The 17659-nt window shown below is 63.4% G+C and carries 16 protein-coding genes and 1 pseudogene; 8 read left to right on the plus strand and 9 right to left on the minus strand.

The genetic code is table 11. From position 1 onward, the window contains the following. Positions 1 to 133: 133 nt before the first annotated feature. On the minus strand, positions 134 to 544 hold the full coding sequence (locus A7A08_RS04175) for a DUF2852 domain-containing protein (protein WP_069094208.1): 411 nt from the start codon (positions 542 to 544) through the stop codon (positions 134 to 136). A gap of 196 nt (positions 545 to 740) precedes the next feature. Between A7A08_RS04175 and A7A08_RS04180 the strand changes: the two genes are divergently transcribed. After that, positions 741 to 1514, plus strand: a complete 774-nt coding sequence (locus A7A08_RS04180) for a glycoside hydrolase family 25 protein (RefSeq protein ID WP_069094209.1) — start codon at positions 741 to 743, stop codon at positions 1512 to 1514. Between the two features lie 27 nt (positions 1515 to 1541). Here the strand turns inward: A7A08_RS04180 and A7A08_RS04185 are convergent, their stop codons facing one another. Beyond that, complete coding sequence (locus A7A08_RS04185) at positions 1542 to 2207, minus strand: TetR/AcrR family transcriptional regulator (RefSeq protein ID WP_069094210.1); 666 nt, start codon at positions 2205 to 2207, stop codon at positions 1542 to 1544. A 225-nt stretch (positions 2208 to 2432) separates the two neighbouring features. On the opposite strand from A7A08_RS04185, the gene A7A08_RS04190 reads away from it, so the two are divergent. The 5 genes from A7A08_RS04190 (at position 2433) to A7A08_RS04205 (ending at position 6359) form a co-directional block, all read left to right on the plus strand. Further along, positions 2433 to 3542: a calcium:cation antiporter gene (locus A7A08_RS04190; RefSeq protein ID WP_069094211.1), complete on the plus strand. Its 1110-nt coding sequence runs from the start codon at positions 2433 to 2435 to the stop codon at positions 3540 to 3542. Between the two features lie 52 nt (positions 3543 to 3594). After that, positions 3595 to 4140, plus strand: a complete 546-nt coding sequence (locus A7A08_RS04195) for an ATP-dependent zinc protease family protein (RefSeq protein ID WP_208430559.1) — start codon at positions 3595 to 3597, stop codon at positions 4138 to 4140. Between the two features lie 40 nt (positions 4141 to 4180). After that, entirely contained in the window at positions 4181 to 4756 is a 576-nt protein-coding gene (locus A7A08_RS17085) for a hypothetical protein (RefSeq protein ID WP_210179277.1), read from the plus strand. Continuing rightward, on the plus strand, positions 4753 to 5085 hold the full coding sequence (locus tag A7A08_RS17090) for an ATP-grasp domain-containing protein (protein ID WP_210179278.1): 333 nt from the start codon (positions 4753 to 4755) through the stop codon (positions 5083 to 5085). Before A7A08_RS17085 ends, A7A08_RS17090 begins: the two co-directional genes overlap by 4 nt. Before the next feature lie 662 nt (positions 5086 to 5747). Beyond that, complete coding sequence (locus A7A08_RS04205) at positions 5748 to 6359, plus strand: HAD-IA family hydrolase (protein ID WP_141693831.1); 612 nt, start codon at positions 5748 to 5750, stop codon at positions 6357 to 6359. A 3-nt stretch (positions 6360 to 6362) separates the two neighbouring features. Here the strand turns inward: A7A08_RS04205 and metH are convergent, their stop codons facing one another. From metH to A7A08_RS04225, 5 genes are all read right to left on the minus strand, one after another. Then, the gene (gene metH / locus A7A08_RS04210; protein ID WP_083226417.1) at positions 6363 to 9047 is read right to left on the minus strand and encodes a methionine synthase; all 2685 of its coding nucleotides are present in this window, start codon (positions 9045 to 9047) and stop codon (positions 6363 to 6365) included. Between the two features lie 151 nt (positions 9048 to 9198). Further along, positions 9199 to 9648: a homocysteine S-methyltransferase family protein gene (locus A7A08_RS17695; protein WP_342586618.1), complete on the minus strand. Its 450-nt coding sequence runs from the start codon at positions 9646 to 9648 to the stop codon at positions 9199 to 9201. Then, entirely contained in the window at positions 9624 to 10259 is a 636-nt protein-coding gene (locus A7A08_RS17700; RefSeq protein WP_342586619.1) for a homocysteine S-methyltransferase family protein, read from the minus strand. The genes A7A08_RS17695 and A7A08_RS17700 overlap by 25 nt, the downstream gene beginning before the upstream one ends. Before the next feature lie 103 nt (positions 10260 to 10362). Continuing rightward, positions 10363 to 11289: a methylenetetrahydrofolate reductase [NAD(P)H] gene (metF, locus tag A7A08_RS04220; protein WP_069094213.1), complete on the minus strand. Its 927-nt coding sequence runs from the start codon at positions 11287 to 11289 to the stop codon at positions 10363 to 10365. Then, complete coding sequence (locus A7A08_RS04225) at positions 11289 to 12332, minus strand: ArsR/SmtB family transcription factor (RefSeq protein WP_208430571.1); 1044 nt, start codon at positions 12330 to 12332, stop codon at positions 11289 to 11291. Before A7A08_RS04225 ends, metF begins: the two co-directional genes overlap by 1 nt. Before the next feature lie 171 nt (positions 12333 to 12503). Between A7A08_RS04225 and A7A08_RS04230 the strand changes: the two genes are divergently transcribed. After that, positions 12504 to 13157 carry a class I SAM-dependent methyltransferase gene (locus A7A08_RS04230; protein WP_069094215.1) on the plus strand — a complete coding sequence of 218 codons (654 nt, stop codon included), beginning with the start codon at positions 12504 to 12506 and terminating at the stop codon, positions 13155 to 13157. A gap of 256 nt (positions 13158 to 13413) precedes the next feature. Continuing rightward, positions 13414 to 14622: a zinc metallochaperone GTPase ZigA gene (zigA, locus tag A7A08_RS04235; protein WP_069094216.1), complete on the plus strand. Its 1209-nt coding sequence runs from the start codon at positions 13414 to 13416 to the stop codon at positions 14620 to 14622. 197 nt (positions 14623 to 14819) lie between these two features. Here the strand turns inward: zigA and ettA are convergent. Together ettA and A7A08_RS04245 are read right to left on the minus strand one after the other, a co-directional pair. Continuing rightward, a pseudogene (gene ettA / locus A7A08_RS04240) lies at positions 14820 to 16477 on the minus strand (energy-dependent translational throttle protein EttA). A 101-nt stretch (positions 16478 to 16578) separates the two neighbouring features. Continuing rightward, a complete protein-coding gene (locus A7A08_RS04245; protein WP_069094217.1) occupies positions 16579 to 17616 on the minus strand; it encodes an ELM1/GtrOC1 family putative glycosyltransferase in 1038 nt (345 codons plus the stop codon). Between the last annotated feature and the right edge of the window lie 43 nt (positions 17617 to 17659).

Below are 17659 nucleotides of genomic sequence, written 5' to 3' on the forward strand. Positions count from 1 at the left end.
CCTCCCTGAGAACGCGTTGGCCACAAGCTTAGCCGAAAAAACAAAAGGCGCGATGCCTGAGCATCACGCCTTTCGCAGAGTTGCCTCTCATATCTGTCTTCAAGCGGCCAGGCTGAGCCTCGCCGCTCGGCCGCTACACGGCGGTGCCGGGCTCCTGGCCGCCGCGATTGCGCTCGGACATGAACTGGTCGAACTCCGCCTTGTCGCGGGCCTCGCGCAGGCGGGTGAGGAACTGACGGAACTCTTCCGCCTCATCTTCCAGCTTCTTGAGCGTCTCTTCGCGGTATTCGTCGAACGCGGCATTGCCGGTCGGACGGAAATGGTTCGCGTGCCGTGCCCAGCGCTTCGCGCCGCAGCCCCAGGTCTTCATCTCGCGCCGCATGTCATTGCGCCACGCATCGCCACCGAAATTTCCCATTCTTCCGCTCCAAATCAGAAATGCCAGAACGCCGAGGCCGACTGGCCAAAACAGGATGAAGCTGACCACCATCAAGGTGATCCACCCCGCCCGGCCATAGCCGTCCAAAGTCTCAATAACGTGCATTGGTGACCCTTCTCTGAGTGTGAATGTTATTCACATTTACATTAGATGGTACGGCCGTGGGATGAGTCAAGACCGCTCGGTGCGGTGAGGCGACGATTTCGGACGGCGCCCGCGCATCGTTGCAAAGAGATTGTAAACCTCGTTCCTCTTACATAGGGATCACGGGGAATTTCCAAAGGTTCAGAGCGTTAAAATCGTGACGATTTTCGCCTCCAAAGCGCGCGCGGCCGCAATTCTCGGGACCGTGCTTCTGCTGAGCGCGGCTCTTGCGGCGCCGGCGATCGCGCGTCTGGGCGACAACGATCCGCACCGGGCCGTCTCCCGCGCCCATCAAATGCCCGTGCAGGGCATCGATGTCTCCCAGTGGCAGGGCGATATCGACTGGAACCAGGTGCGCCAGGCCGGCATCGACTTCGCCTACATCAAGGCGACCGAGGGCGGGGATCATCTCGATCCGAAATTCCTGCAGAACTGGTATGCCGCCAAACGCGCCGGCATCCCTCGGGGCGCCTACCATTTCGTGTATTGGTGCCGGCCCGCCCATGAGCAGGCCCTGTGGTTCATGCTCAACGTTCCGAACGATCCGGACGCCCTACCCCCGGTTCTGGATGTGGAGTGGAACGGCCATTCGAAGAGCTGCCCCCATAAGATCTCCAAGCAGAAGGCGTTGGAGAAAATCCGCATTATCCTGCGGGCCATGGAGATCCATACGGGGATGCGTCCGGTGATCTACACGGATCCGGGCTTCTACCCCGACGTGCTGCACGGCGAGCTCGATATCTATCCCTTCTGGGTGCGCTCGACGGCGGCCGAGCCCCACACGATCTATCCGGGACGGAAATGGTCGTTCTGGCAATTCACCACGACAGGCAGCGTGCCGGGCATCCGCGGCAACGTGGACCGCAATGCGTTCAACGGCAACAAGGCTGCCTGGGGCCGGGTTCTCCAGTCGATCCAGGCGGCGAAGTAGAGCTCGCCGTTCTAGCGAGCCGTAGCGCTACGCCGGGCCCGCGCCTCCCGCAGGCCCCTCTCCCAAAACGCCGAGTCCTTTCAGATAGATAAGCATGCCGCTTTCGAGCACTTCTTCGGGGCTCACCGGCACCTTCCGACGCTCGCCGCGGCTTTCGGACAGGAGCGTCGCGACGCCGTGGGCGAGCGCCCAGATGTGGAGCGAGACGAGACGGCTCGGCGGACGCTCCGCCGCCGGCAGGGCCTTGCAAAGCTCGGCAGTGGCCTTCTGCAGAACGTTGAAGGCGTGATCCGCGGCGGGCATGTCCTGCAGTTCCTTGCCGTTCTCACCGACAGTCTGGAACATCACCGCATAGGCGGCGGGCTCATTGCGCGCGAAATTCAGATAGGCGCGGCCGAGATTCTCGATCGCCTGCAACGGGGTGGGCCTGCCGTTGTCCCAGGCCGTCTCGAGCTGGGCGGCAAACCGCTCAAAGCCCGTGCGCGCTACCTCCGACAAAAGCGCGTCACGATCGCGGAAATGGCGGTACGGCGCGGCGGGGCTGACGCCGGCAAGGCGTGCGGCCTCCGCCAGGCTGAAGCCGAGCGGTCCGTGCTGCTCAATGAGCTTGCCAGCCGCATCGAGCAGGACCTGCCTCAGATTGCCGTGATGATAGCCGCGTCCGCGGCGCCATTCGTTGTCGGACGATCCCATGTGAACGGCTTTTACTTGAACCGGTTTGCCTTCGCCAGCGGCTTGAGAAGGCGCGTCGCGGCGCGCCGAAATCGTGCTTCAAGCCCGGACGCCCCGGTTGTTCATCTTTTGGAATAGCCGCTATGCAAGAGATCGGAGGGCTCAGGACGCGAATCGGGGAAGCGCATGGTTGAACGGGAGACCGCACGAAAAGATCGTTCGAAGCTGGGCGGATTAGCGGAATCGATGAGCGATGGCGGGCCGGCCGCGGTCGGTATCGGCACGGTCGTGGCGATGGTGCTGTTCGGAGACGCCCTCCTGGGCGACCTGTCCAACTACTTCGTGACCTCCATAACATTCCTGTGGCTGTTCGTGGTCATGGTCTGGTGCGCCTTCGGCGTGCTGCGACATGCCGAGGCCGTCGCGGTGATCCTGGGTGAGCCTTACGGCACCCTGGTGCTGACTGTCGCGGTCACAGTCATCGAGGTCACTCTGCTGGTCACAATCATGCTGCATGGGGAGAGCAATCCGACGCTCGCCCGGGACACCATGTTCGCGACGCTGATGCTTGTGCTGAACGGCATGATCGGCGGCGCGCTGTTGATCGGCGGCCTGCGCTACCACACCCAGGAATACAATCTGGAGGGCGCGCGCGCCTTCCTCGTGGTGCTCGCGCCGCTGGCGGTGTTCTCGCTGATCGTTCCGAACTACACGGAGACCGTCCCCGATCCGAGCAGGTATCCGGGCAAGGCGATCATCTTCGCCCTCATCGCCGCCGCCTTCTACTCGATCTTCCTGGCGATCCAGACGACACGCCATCAGAGCTTCTTCGCCCAGCCGGTGCAGCCCGACCTGGATGCCGATGGCGACGCGCTGGAGCCGGTCATCCACGAGACGGAGTCGCATGGCCTGCTGTTTCACATCCCGATGCTGCTGGTGACACTGCTTCCCATCGTCATCCTCGCCGAGTATCTCGCCGTGATCATCGATCTGGGGATCGAGAAGAAGGGCCTGCCGGAGGCCCTGGGGGGCATCGTGGTGGCCCTGATCGTGCTGACCCCGGAAGGTCTGACGGCCATGCGCGCCGCCGCCGCCAACAAGCTGCAGCGCTCGGTCAATGTCTGCCTGGGCTCGGCGCTCGCCACGCTCGGCCTCACCATCCCCGCGGTTCTGGCTGTCGGGATCGTCGCTCATACCGACATCACTCTGGGCCTTACGGGACTGGAGACGGTGCTCCTAGTGCTTACCCTCGGCCTCGCGGCATTGACCTTTGGCGGCGTGCGAACGACGGTTTTGCAAGGGCTGGTGCATCTCTTGATGTTCGCTTGCTATCTTGTGCTGGTGTTCAGCCCCTGATGCCAGGCAATAAGACGTCTCTGTACGGGAAGCTCCGCGAGGTCAGCCGCTCTTGACGAAATCAGTTCAGCGACCGCTGTCGTCCGCGCCGCTCACACGGCGCCGACGGAAGCCGGGCGCCGCCAAAACTACGCTGCATATCGGCTGGCGGGAGTGGGTCGGGCTGCCCGAGCTGGGCGTCGCAGCGGTGAAGGCCAAGATCGACACGGGCGCCCGCACCAGCGCGATCCATGCCTGGAAGCTGGAGCCTTTCGAGCGGGACGGCCAGACCTGGCTGCGCTTCGAGCTGCATCCCGCGCAGCGGACGAAAAGCGGTGCGCTATGCTGCGAGGCCCCCGTCATCGATCGCCGTCAGGTGCGGAGCTCGGGTGGCCACGTCACGAACCGCTATGTCATCAGGACGACACTTGCGCTTGGAACGGGAAGCTGGCCGATCGAGTTGACCCTCACAAATCGGGATCAGATGGGTTTTCGAATGCTGCTCGGCCGAACGGCGCTGAAGCGCGGCGTGCTGATCGATCCGGCGCGTTCTTTCCTGGCCAGCGCCGACCGGGTGCCGGCGCGCCGGAGACCCCGGTCGAGACCCTCCTCCGGCTAGCGCCGACCCATCCATTCTTTCTTTCGCAGGGGCCCATCGCATGAAAATCGCTCTCATGGCGCGAAACGCCAACCTCTACAGCCATCAGCGGATCGTGGAGGCTGCGGAGGCGCGCGGTCACGAGATCGAGGTCATCAACACGCTGCGGGTGTCGATCAATATCAGCTCGGGCCGGCCCATGCTGTATCACCGGCTGCAGCATCCGCTGGAAGAGTTCGACGCGGTCATTCCGCGTATCGGTGCCTCGGTGACGGCATACGGTCTCGCGGTGCTGCGGCAGTTCGAGGTGATGGGCATCTATCCCATGAACGAATCCGTCGCGATCGGCCGCTCGCGGGACAAGCTGCGCTGCATGCAGCTGCTTGCCCGAAGGGGCATCGGCCTGCCGAGCACGGCCTACACCAACGATCCGAAACAGGCCGAAGACGTCATCAAGCTGGTCGGCGGTCCCCCGGTGGTGATCAAGCTGATCGAGGGCACCCAAGGCATCGGCGTGGTGCTCGGCGAGACGATGCAATCGGCGAAGTCGGTGATCGAGGCGTTCCAGGGTGCCAAGGTCAATATCCTGGTCCAGGAATACGTGAAGGCCGGAGGCATGGATATCCGCGCCTGGTGATCGGCGACAAGGTGGTGGCCGCCATGAAGCGTCAGGGCCCGCCCGGCGAGTTCCGCTCCAATCTGCATCGGGGCGGACAGGCCTCCGCCGTGAAGATCACGCCGCAAGAACGGGCGACCGCCGTGAAGGCGGCGAAGACCCTGGGGCTGAACGTTTGCGGCGTGGACATGCTGCGTTCGGAGCAAGGTCCGGTGGTCATGGAGCTCAACTCCTCCCCTGGCATCGAGGGGCTGGAGCGCGCCAGCGGCAAGGATGTGGCCTCGCTGATGATCGAGTTCCTGGAGCGGAACGCGAAGCCTCACAAGACGCGGACAAAGGGCAAAGGCTAGCGCCTGCCGTCGCAGCCCGGGGGTCGGTGTTCGCCTTCGGCGGACCCGAACCGTTTTCCACAGGCTTTCCCGCGCCAAAAAATGGCTATTCTCAAGGTCTCTCGAAAGTCCCAAAATAAATTCAAGGGAGCGTGAAACCAGAGGGCTTGCTCTGCGTTTATCCGCTCACCAAGCCTTGCGCCGGAGACCGTCTTATTGTGCGGCGCAGCAAATAAGGAGCTTGGCGAATACGTCTACCTCTACGTAAACTGGTGGTTCGTCTCATAAAGACGTCCAACGGAAAAGGAGGCTTCCGATGGAACTGACACAAGCCCTTTCGGCGATAACGGCCTTGACCTCGTTCGGCTTTCTCGCCGCCGTTATCATCGGTATCGTATAGCGTTTGGGGACGCTCAGGCCGGGGCGCCGAACCAAGGCCCCCGATGCCGGATCCGTAGGTCTCTCGCAAGTTTGCGAGGGGCCCTTTTTTTGCCCGACGCCTGCCGGCTTACACATCGCCTCACTGAGCTCGCCTTTTCACCCCGTCTTGCCGACACCCGTATCCGGGTGAGACCATCCCGAGCCGGACTCGATAAGGGTCCGCTGGCGCAGCGCTTACGCCTGTGCGAACAAGGCGGCCCTCAATTGAACCGAGAGCGTGGCTTGTGAATCGGGAGCGCGGCGTGGCGCAGTGTTTGATGCTCGATGTCGATGGGGTGGCCGTCACCGGGCACCCTGAAGACGGACGATCTTGGGCAGCGGATATCGAGCAGGACCTCGGGATCGATCCGCATCGCCTACAGGACGTTTTCTTCGCTCCGTGTTGGGGCGATATCGTGCTGGGGCGGAAGAATCTCATGGATGCGCTTCGGGCGTGCCTGCCGACCCTTTCCGCCTCCGTCACCCCGGAAGAATTTCTCGAATACTGGTTCTCGCGAGATGCGCGGCTGAACGAAGCTGTGATTGGTGCATGCGATGTTCTCCGCCGCCGTGGCTGGCGCATCTTCTTCGCCACCAACCAGGAGCATCTCCGCGCGCGCTATCTCATGGAGCGCTTGGGACTTGGACGGCATGTCGACGGAATGATCTATTCGGCGCGCATCGGCGCGAAGAAGCCCGAGGGCGCCTTCTTCAAGGCCGCGGCCAGGATCAGCGGTGCCGCGCCAGAGAAGCTGATACTCGTGGACGACTCGGAGTCCAATGTCGCTGCCGCCCGTCAGGCGGGCTGGGCTGCCCATCATTGGACGGACGGCGACGACCTGTTGATGCTTCTGCAGGACCGGAAGACCGGCTGAGGCTTACGCTGCGTCGGCTTTCTCTTCGATCTTCGCCGGATCGTAATTAAGGATCGGCGCCAGCCAACGCTCGGCTTCCGCGACCGTCCAGCCCTTGCGGGCGGCATAATCCTCGATCTGATCGCGGCCGATCTTGCCGACGCCGAAATAGCGGCTTTCGGGGTGAGAGAAGTAGAGACCGGAGACGGCGGCGCCCGGCCACATGGCGTAGCTTTCGGTCAGGGTCACGCCGATCTCGTCCTCTGCCTTCAGGAGATCGAAGAGCGTGCCCTTCTCGGTGTGGTCGGGCTGAGCCGGATAGCCCGGCGCCGGACGAATGCCCCAATACTCCTCCGCGATCAGCGCTTCGTTGCTGAGCTTCTCGTCGGGTGCGTATCCCCAAAGCTCCTTGCGCACCTTCTCGTGTATGGCCTCGGCAAAGGCCTCGGCCAGCCGGTCTGCCAGGGCCTTGACCATGATCTTGGAGTAGTCGTCATTGGCGCGCTCGAAGCGGTGGGCGACCTCTTCCTCGCCGATGCCTGTGGTGACGGCAAAGCCGCCCACATAGTCCGGCGCTCCACCTTCGGGCGCGACGAAATCGGACAGGGCGAGGTTCGGCTTGCTCGATTCCTTCGACATCTGCTGGCGGAGCGAATGGAACGTCGTCAGCTCCTCGGTACGATCCTCGTCCTTGTAGAGGACGATATCGTCGCCGCGGGAAGCGGCCGGCCAGAAGCCAACGACCGCATGGGCGGAGACCCAGTTTTCGGCGATCATCTGCTTCAGCATGGCTTGGGCGTCTTCGAACAATGGACGGGCCGCCTCGCCGTATTTCTCGCTCTCCAACACCTGCGGGTACTGACCCTTGATCTCCCAGGCGTGGAAGAAAGGCGTCCAGTCGATATAGCGGGCAAGGTCGGCGAGGTCGTGGTTCTTGAAGACCTTGGTGCCGATGAAGCTCGGCTTCGGCGGCGTATAGCCCGACCAGTCGATCTTCGGCGCATTGGCGCGAGCCTGGGCGATGGAGGCGCGCTTCTTCTGCTCCTGGCCGCGGGCGTGGGACGCCGCCATCTCGATGTAATCTTCGCGCACGCGCTGGATTGTCCGCTCGCGCTCCTGGGGGCTCATCAGGCTGGAGACGACGCCGACAGCCCGGCTCGCGTCGGTCACGTAGATCGCCTGGCTTCTCTGATAGTTCGGGCTGATCTTCACCGCCGTATGGACCCGGCTCGTGGTCGCGCCGCCGATCAAGAGCGGCATGTCGAAGCCTTCCCGCTCCAGCTCCGCCGCCACGTGGCACATCTCGTCGAGGGACGGGGTGATGAGGCCGGACAGGCCGATGATGTCGACCTTCTCTTCGCGGGCGCGATCGAGAATCGTCTGGGACGGGACCATGACGCCGAGGTCGATCACCTCGTAATTGTTGCACTGGAGAACGACGCCGACGATGTTCTTGCCGATGTCGTGGACGTCGCCCTTCACGGTTGCAAGCAGCACCTTGCCGGCGGCATCGCCTTGGGTGAGGCCGAGCTCCTCCTTCTCCTTCTCCATGTAAGGCATGAGGTAGGCCACCGCCTTCTTCATGACGCGGGCGGACTTCACCACCTGGGGCAGGAACATCTTGCCGGCGCCGAACAAGTCGCCGACCACGTTCATGCCGGCCATGAGCGGACCTTCGATGACGTGAAGCGGACGCTCAGCCTTTTGGCGGGCCTCTTCGGTGTCTTCCTCCACATACGTTGCGATGCCGTTCACCAGCGCATGGGTCAGGCGCTCCTCGACCGGCTTCTCGCGCCAGGTGAGATCCTTTTCCTTACCGGCGGACGCGCCGCCCTTATACCGCTCGGCCGCTTCCAGCAGACGGTCGGTGGCGTCGTCGCGGCGGTTGAGGATGACGTCCTCGACCAGCTCGCGAAGCTCGGGCTCGATGTCGTCATAGACGGCAAGCTGGCCGGCATTGACGATGCCCATGTCCATGCCCGCCTGGATGGCGTGATAGAGGAACACCGAGTGCATGGCCTCGCGCACCTGCTCGTTGCCGCGGAAGGCAAAGGAGAGGTTGGAGACTCCGCCCGAGACATGGGCGTAAGGCAGGTTCTCCTTGATCAGCCGGGTGGCCTCGATGAAGGCGATGCCGTACTCGGCGTGCTCCTCGATGCCCGTGGCGACGGCGAAAATGTTCGGATCGAAGATGATGTCTTCCGGCGGGAAACCCACCTCCTTCGTCAGCAGCTCGTAGGCGCGCTTGCAGATCTCGAACTTCCGCTCGATCGTGTCGGCTTGGCCGGTCTCGTCGAAGGCCATGACGACGACGGCGGCGCCGTAGCGCCGGACCTTACGTGCCTGCTCCAGGAAGGGCTCGACGCCCTCCTTCATGGAGATGGAGTTCACGATGGACTTGCCTTGCGCGCATTTCAGCCCGGTCTCGATCACCGACCATTTGGACGAGTCGATCATGACCGGCACGCGGGAGATGTCCGGCTCGGCGGCGATGAGGTTCAGGAAGGTCTGCATGGCCTTCTCAGAATCCAGCATGCCCTCATCCATGTTGATATCGATGATGGCGGCGCCGTTCTCGACCTGCTGGCGCGCGACCTCAAGCGCTGCCGGGTAATCGTCGGCCTCGATCAGCTTCCGGAATTTGGCGGAGCCGGTCACGTTGGTCCGCTCGCCGATCATGATGAAATTCGTTGCGGCGTTATTGGTCATTACTCAGTCAGTTCCCAAACATTCCGGATGTCATGCCCGGCCTTGTGCCGGGCATCTATGAACACCGTGATTCCAATCAGGCACCGTGGTCATGGATCACCGGGACAAGCCCGGTGATGACGCATGAGGGTGCCGAACTTTCCGAATGCCCCTACCCCGTCACGAAGGGCTCCAGGCCCGACAGGCGGAGCTTGTGCTCCGGCGCGGGCATCTTGCGCGGAGCGAAGCCCTCGACCGCGTCGGCGATGGCCTTGATGTGCTCCGGCGTGGTGCCGCAGCAGCCGCCCACGAGGTTCAGCATGCCGTCCTTCGCCCAGGTCTCCAGCAGTGTGCCCATCATCTCCGGCGTCTGGTCGTATTCGCCCATCTCGTTGGGGAGCCCTGCGTTCGGGTACGCGCTGACATAGGCGTCAGCCACGTGGGCGATATCGGACACGGCGGGACGAAGCTGCTCGGCGCCGAAGGAGCAGTTCAGCCCGATGGAGAAGGGCTGCAGATGGCGCATGGAGCACCAGAAGGCCTCCGGCGTCTGGCCGGACAGGTTGCGGCCCGACAGATCGGTGATGGTGCCGGAGATCATGAGCGGCAGCTTAACGTCCATCTCGTCGAAGACCTGTTCCACGGCGAAGCCGGCCGCTTGGCATTCAACGTATCGAACACCGTCTCGATGAGGATCATGTCGACGCCGCCCTCGACCAGGCCTCGGACCTGATCGGAATAGGCCTCGACCAGGGCGTCGAAGGAGGTGTTGCGATAGCCGGGATCGTTTACGTCCGGCGAGATGGAAGCGGTGCGGTTGGTCGGGCCCATGGCGCCCGCCACGAGCCTCGGACGGTCCGGCGTCTTCTCGGTCATGGCGTCCGCTGCCTCGCGGGCGACCTGGGCGGCCACGACGTTCATCTCCTTGGAGATGTCCTCCAGGTGATAATCCGCCTGGCTGATGGCCTGGGCGTTGAAGGTGTTGGTGCCGATGATGTCGGCGCCCGCCTCCATATAGCCGGCATAGATCTCCTTGATGATCTCCGGCTGGGTGATCACGAGCAGATCGTTGTTGCCCTTCAGATCGTGAGGGTGATCGGCGAACCGCTCTCCGCGATACTCTTCCTCGGAGAGCTTGTAGCTCTGGATCATGGTGCCCATGCCGCCATCGAGGATGAGGATGCGCTTCTTCACCTCCGACTTCAGATAAGCGATGCGTTCTTCGCGGGTCATTCTTGTACTCCCGTCATCCCGGCGAAAGCGGGATCCAAATCGAAACTCTTTATCGCTCGGCTGGATGCCGGCATTCGCCGGCATGACCGAGGCTTTGCGTGCTTCACGAAACGGCTTCGGCCGCCTCCAAATTGCTCGTGACTGCCGGCCGCAGGCCCAGCAGGTGACAGATGGCGTAAACCAGCTCCGCCCGATTGAGGGTGTAGAAGTGGAAATCGGTGATGCCCTGGTCAACCAGCTCGAGCACCTGCTCTGCGGCGACAGCGGCAGCGACCAAATTCTGGGTCACCGGATGGTTCTCCAGCCCTTCGAAACGCTGGCCCAGCCAATCGGGCACATAGGTGCCGGACCGGGTCGCAAAGCTGGCGACCTGCTTGAAATTGTGGATCGGGATGATCCCCGGCGTGATGGGCACGGTGATGCCGCGCGCCCGCACCTTCTCGATGTAGCGGTAGAACACGTCGTTATCGAAAAAGAACTGGGTGATGGCGGCGTCGGCGCCCGCGTCGATCTTGGCCTGGAGATTGTCGATATCGGCCTCGACCGTCGGCGATTGGGGATGCTTTTCCGGGTAAGCCGCGACATGGACTTCGAAGGGGGCGATCTTCTTGATGCCCGCCACGAGATCCGCCGCGTTCACGTAGCCTCCAGGCGTCGGCTCATAGGGCGCGCCCACGCCGCCCGGCGCATCGCCCCGGAGCGCCACGATGTGCCGGACGCCGATCTCCCAATAGTCGCGGATGACCTCGTCGATGTCTTCCTTCGTCGTACCGACGCAGGTGAGATGAGCGGCTGGCTTCAGAGCCGTCTCCTTCAGCACCCGGTCGATGGTGGAGTGGGTGCGCTCGCGGGTGGAGCCGCCGGCACCGTAGGTCACGGAAACGAAGTTCGGATGGAGCGGCGCGAGGGTGCCGATGGACGACCACAGGGTCTGCTCCATCTTGTCGGTCTTTGGCGGGAAGAACTCGAACGAGACGTTGATGTCGCCCGCGCACAGGGCGCGGCTTCTGTGATGATCGCGGTGAAGCATTACGCGGCGGCCTCCTCGACCGATGACGCGGCGCCGTCTTTGGCGGCTGAATTCGGCTTTTCTCCGGCGGCGCCGACAGACGCTTTCTCGGCGAGCCAGAGGGAAACGGTAAGTTTGCTTTCGTCGCCGGAGCCTGCAGGCGCCAGATCGTGATGGCTCTTCAGGTCGAGCCCAGCGTCGGCGCACCAGCGGCCGATCTGCTCGGAGGCGAGGCCCAACCGGCGGTGCGCCTGCTCCTCGCGAAGAAACTCGAGCTCGTGCGGCGCAAAATCGACGATGAGCAGCCTGCCGCCGGGCTCCAGCACCCTGGAGGCCTCCGCGATGGCGAGCGCCGGCTCTTCGAGAAAATGCAGCACCTGATGGAGGACGACCGCATCGGCCTCGCCGTCGGCAAGCGGCAGATGGAACAGATCGCCATGGCGGACCTGGGCGTGGGCCAGCCCCGCCCCTTCCAGCTTCATGCGGGCGTAGGACAGCATCTCATGGCTAACATCGAAGCCGAGGGCGCGATCCGCCTTGCCGGCAAACAACTCCAGTATGCGGCCCGTGCCCGTTCCGAGGTCGACGAGGAGATCGAACGGTCCCCGGCCCAGGGCATCAATCATCGCCTGCTCAACCTGATCCTCGGCGACATGGAGGCTGCGGATGCGGTCCCATTCCTTGGCGTGGGCCTTGAAATAGTTCTGAGCGGCCTCGGCGCGGGATTTCTGGACGGCGGTGGCGCGGGCGGCATCGAGCTGGAGGACCGGATCGTCCCGATCGAGCCCCGCGACGATCGCCTCGGCAAGCAGCGCCTCGGGCGTTCCTTCCGCCAGACGGAAGAAGACCCAGCTCCCTTCCCGGAAGCGTTCGATGAGACCGGCTTCGGAGAGAAGCTTCAGATGACGGCTGAGGCGCGGCTGACTTTGTCCGAGAATCTGGGTCAGATCCTTGACGTTGAGCTCGCGACCCGACAGCAGCGCGAGGATGCGCAGGCGCGTGGATTCCCCCGCCGCCCGCAAGGCGGAGAGTGCGGGCTCCAACGACAATTTATGGACGGCCATTTCTGACATAAAGATATCTTTATGCCTTTTTCGGCGTAATGACAAGTCGCCTCTTCGAGGTGGTTACGCCGTGCCTTTCCGGGCCGGCTTCGGGTTCCTCGAGACAGGCAGTGACATTGGCGTTGGGGCCAAATACCGTATTTCACATTCAGGCGGTACGGGGGCTCATTCATGCTGGCGAGCAGCGCTTACACGGCACCGATCAAGAGGTTCGAGCTCTGGCTTCGCAAACGGATGCCGAGCCCGGTGCGGTATCTTTTGCGGGTCGGCAATCACATGGTGTCGCGTCAGGATCTTTCCCTGCACGTGCCCCCGCATTTGTTCGCCGATTGCCGCGTCTGCGCTTCACGGCTGGACATTCTGAAGGCCATGCCGCAGGGCGGATGTGTCGCCGAAATCGGGACCGATCAGGGGAATTTCGCCCGTCACATCCTGAAGGAGAACCAGCCTTCCGAGCTCCACCTGGTGGATATCGAGTTCTCCCGGCTGGCCAAGGATGTCGCAACCGATCCCGCCGTGAAATTGCACGGGGCTCTCTCCCATCTCGCGCTGGAGTCCTTCCCCGACGCTTCCTTCGACTGGATCTATCTCGACGCCGACCACTCCTATGAGGCGACCCTTCGCGACGCAAACGCCGCGGCATCGAAGGTGAAGCCGGGCGGCTATCTGGTGTTCAACGACTTCGCCCATATCGATCCGCAGCTCGGCCGATACGGTGTGCATCGGGCGGTCGTCCAGTTCGCCGTGGAAAACGATTGGCCATTCGTCTGGTGGTCCTACGCGACCTCCGCCGTCTACGACGTGGCGCTGAAGCGGCCGGCCTGAGGCGGAAGCGCATTATTTGAATCGACGTCATTTGAACCGACGAGGTGTCAGCCGCCGAATGCGGGACCGACATCTGTTGGGCCGATTGTCGCCATTTGCGCGGCACGCCGTCTCACCGGCGTGGGAACCTGTCAGCGGATCTCCTCCAAGAACCGTTCCCCGCTCTTCCGCTCCCCCTTGCCAAACCGCCTCTCCTGTGTTGTTACGTTATAACATTAGTGAGATGAGCCACGATTAAGCAAAGAGGAGACCCTCCATGGCGGACCGGCTGTTGCCCGTGACCGTGCTTTCCGGCTTTCTGGGAGCCGGCAAGACCACCCTGCTGAACCACATCCTTCACAACCGCGAAGGGCGGAAGGTCGCCGTCATCGTCAACGACATGTCGGAAGTGAATATCGATGCCGACATGGTCCGCGACGGCGGGGCGGACCTATCGCGCACGGAAGAGACCCTGGTGGAAATGACCAACGGATGCATTTGCTGCACCCTGCGGGACGACCTCCTGACCGAGGTCAATCGCCTGGCGGCCGACGGGCGCTACGACTACCTGCTGATCGAGGGCACGGGCATCGCCGAGCCCCTGCCCGTGGCGGCGACGTTCGATTTCCGCGACGAGGAGGGGCGAAGCCTCTCCGACGTGGCGCGTCTCGACACCATGGTCACGGTGGTCGATGCGGTGAACCTGATCCGGGACTTCGGCAGCAAGGCCCCTTTGAGCGCGCGGGGCGAGACGGCCGGCGAGGAGGACGAGCGGACGATCGTCGACCTCCTGACCGATCAAATCGAGTTCGCCGACGTCATCGTCGCAAACAAGATCTCCGACGTGGACGACGCGGCCCGAGAGACGGTGGTGAAGATCATCCGCGCTCTAAACCGGGACGCCAAGCTGATCGAAGCCGACTACGGCCGCATCCCCCTCGACGAGGTGCTGGATACGGGCCGCTTCGACTACCAAAAGGCTCAAGAGCATCCGCTGTGGGCGAAGGAGCTCTACGGCTTCGCCGACCACGTGCCGGAGACGGAGGAATACGGCATCTCAAGCTTCGTCTATCGGGCCCGGCGGCCGTTCGATCCGGTGAAGCTGGATGCTATCCTGAAGCAAACCTGGACCGGGCTGGTGCGGGCGAAGGGCCATTTCTGGCTGGCGACGCGGCCGGACTGGTGCGGGGAGATCTCCATCGCCGGCAGCATCTGCCGCGTGTCCGGCATGGGATTCTGGTGGGCTGCCGTTCCGAAGCCGCGCTGGCCCGCGCACCCGGACTGGGAAGCCATGCTCCAGCGGAACTGGGATGCCGAGTTCGGCGACCGTCGCCAGGAGCTCGTCTTCATCGGGATCGGGATGGATGAGACAGCCATGCGGGCGGCCCTGGACGAGTGTCTGGTCGGGTCGGCGCAGCGGCCGAAGTTCATGCCCGGGCAATGGTCGAAGTTGCCCGATCCGTTCCCAAACTGGGCGGCGGCTTAGGGGTGCCGAACACGACGAACTGTCATTGCCCGGCTTTCGCCGAGATGACGGTTTCGTCGAATCGCGCCCTCTGCTGGGTCATTGCCGGGCTTGTCCCGGCAATCCATGAACACTGACGCCTGTTGAATGAACGACCACAGGGGTTATGGATCCCCGGCACAGGGCCGGGGATGACCACCGAGCAAAAGCCCCGCCCCTTAGTTGCGGGTCAGCTTCTTGTACTTGATACGCTTGGGCACGATGGAATCGTCGCCGAGGCGGCGCTTCTTGTCTTCTTCGTACTCGGCGAAGTTGCCCTCGAACCATTCGACATGGCTGTCGCCCTCGAAGGCCAGGATGTGGGTGGCCATACGGTCGAGGAAGAAGCGATCATGGCTGATGACGACCGCGCAGCCCGGGAAGTCTTCCAGGGCGGCTTCCAGCGAGCCCAGGGTCTCCACGTCGAGATCGTTTGTCGGCTCGTCGAGGAGGATGAGGTTGGCGCCGGATTTGAGCATCTTCGCCAGGTGGACGCGATTGCGCTCACCGCCGGAAAGCTGGCCCACACGCTTCTGCTGATCGGCACCCTTGAAGTTGAACCAGCCGACATAGGCGCGCGAAGGCACCTCGCGCTTGCCGAGCTCGATCATGTCGTTGCCGTCGGAGATCTCCTCCCAGACGGTCTTCTTACCGTCCAGGTCGTCGCGGGACTGATCGACATAGCCGAGCTTCACGGTCTCGCCGACGCGGATCTCGCCGTCGTCGGGCTTCTCCTCGCCCACGATCATGCGGAACAGGGTCGTCTTGCCGGCGCCGTTCGGGCCGATGACGCCGACGATGCCGCCGGGGGGCAGCTTGAAGGTGAGGTCGTCCACCAGGAGCCGGTCGCCGTAGGCCTTGGTCACGTCGTCGGCCTCGATGACCACATTACCGAGACGTGGTCCGGGCGGGATCTGAATCTGGGCGTTGCCCTGGGTCTCCTTGCCGGCCTCGGCGACGAGATCCTCATAGGCGCGGATGCGGGCCTTGGACTTGGCCTGGCGCGCCTTGGGGCTGGAGCGGATCCATTCCAGCTCGCGGGCCATGGCGCGCTGCTTGGCCTCGTCCTGCCTGCCCTCAACCTGGGCGCGCTTCTGCTTCTGCTCCAGCCATTCGGAGTAGTTGCCCTTGTAGGGAACGCCCTCGCCCCGATCGAGCTCGAGGGTCCAATCGGTGATGTTGTCGAGGAAGTAGCGATCATGGGTCACCATGACGACGGTGCCGCTGTAATCCTTGAGGAAGTGCTCCAGCCACGCGACGGTCTCGGCGTCGAGATGGTTGGTCGGCTCGTCCAGGAGCAGAATGTCGGGCTTGGACAAAAGCAGCCGGCAGAGCGCCACGCGGCGGCGCTCGCCGCCCGAAAGCTTGGACACGTCCGCATCGCCCGCCGGGCAGCGGAGCGCGTCCATAGCCTGCTCGACCTGGCTGTCGAGATCCCAGAGATCGTGGCTGTCGATCTCATCCTGGAGCTGGGACATCTCGTCGGCCGTCTCGTCGGAATAGTTCATGGCGAGCTCGTTGTAGCGGTCGAGCTTCGCCTTCTGCGGTCCCACGCCCTCCATGACGTTGCCCATGACGTCCTTGGACTCGTCGAGCTGGGGCTCCTGGGGCAGATAGCCGACATTGATGCCGTCGCCGCCCAGGCCTCGCCCATGAACTCGGTTTCCTGACCGGCCATGATCTTCAAGAGCGTCGACTTGCCCGCGCCGTTGGGGCCGACAACGCCGATCTTGGCGCCAGGAAGAAAGGACAGTGTGATGTCGTTGAGGACCTTCTTGCCGCCGGCGTAGGCCTTGGCGAGATCCTTGATGACATAGACGTATTGCGGGTTGGCCATGGGTCGCCAGCTCGTCTTTCTGAAAGAAGTAGGAAAAGAGATATGCCTCGCCGCTCTCTCTAACGAGGTCGCGGGCGGGAATCCAGCCCTGTTCAAATGGCTTAGCCGGAAAGAAGCTCCGGCAGGCGCTCCTTCAGCTTCTGGGCGAGAGCGTCCAGGGGATTGTCTTTCAGCGGCGTGATCTCCGCGAGGCTTTCGGCGAGCGCGTCCGGCGTCAGGTCCGCGATCGGAAGCACGCGGTACCAGCCGCGGTTGATGAGCAAGTCGCGATAGGCGCTCTCCTCCTCCGGCAGGTGCGAGGCTTTCGGAGTGAGTCCGATAGCGGGAATGCGGGCCGAGATCGCCTCCGACACCATGGAGCTGGAATCGGCGGTGCAGAGCACGACCTCAGCGCGGGCGAAGATGTCCGGCAGCGTGCTGGGGCCGGCGGTGCGGAAATCGACGAAGCGCTCCACGACCTGATCATCCTTTGCGAACGCCGCCAGCATGTCGGCCACGTAGTCGGGGGTGCGCCGGGAGGTGGAGATCATCCAGCGCATGCCCCAGCGTTTAGAGATCTCCCCGATGCGCGCGATGAGATCCTTCCACTCCCCCCGCCCGAACCGGAACGAGGCGGCATTGCCGCCGATCAGCAGCGCGGCCAGGTTGGGCGTGCGGTCCGGCCCGAATTGGATGATCTCATCGGGGCGGCCGAGCGTATCCGGATCCATGGGCGACGGCTTCAGGGTCACCATGTGGCGGGGCGCGTCCGCGTCACGCTCGTAGGACGAGATGACGAGCGTGAACTCCTTCGCGTCGAGATCGCGCAGCGAGCCGCAGAAGATGCTCGGCAGGTCCAGATAGCGGCTTACGCAGATATTCGGCATCAGGGTCTCGCCTCCGGCCGAGATGACGAGATCGGCCTCCGGCAGCTCCTCCGCTTCGATCCGGTAGGCCATGCGCAGCATGCGCGGCGGAAAGAAGCTCTCGGCATGGATGCGTGCGCGCAGCCACCGGGTCGGCACGATCCATTTCCGCCGGATCTCGATGCGCGTCACCTGAACGTCGCGAAGCCGCTTTAACGCCGCAATAACGCCTTCGGAGAGGTGATAATGTCCAGGTCGCGTATCTGCGAGGAACAAGACTTTGAGGGGCGGCATTGACCTACAAAAAGCCTCTCAGGCGGGAGAAAACGAACAAGAG

It is taken from the genome of Methyloligella halotolerans (genome assembly GCF_001708935.1).
Classification (GTDB): Bacteria; Pseudomonadota; Alphaproteobacteria; order Rhizobiales; family Methyloligellaceae; genus Methyloligella; species Methyloligella halotolerans.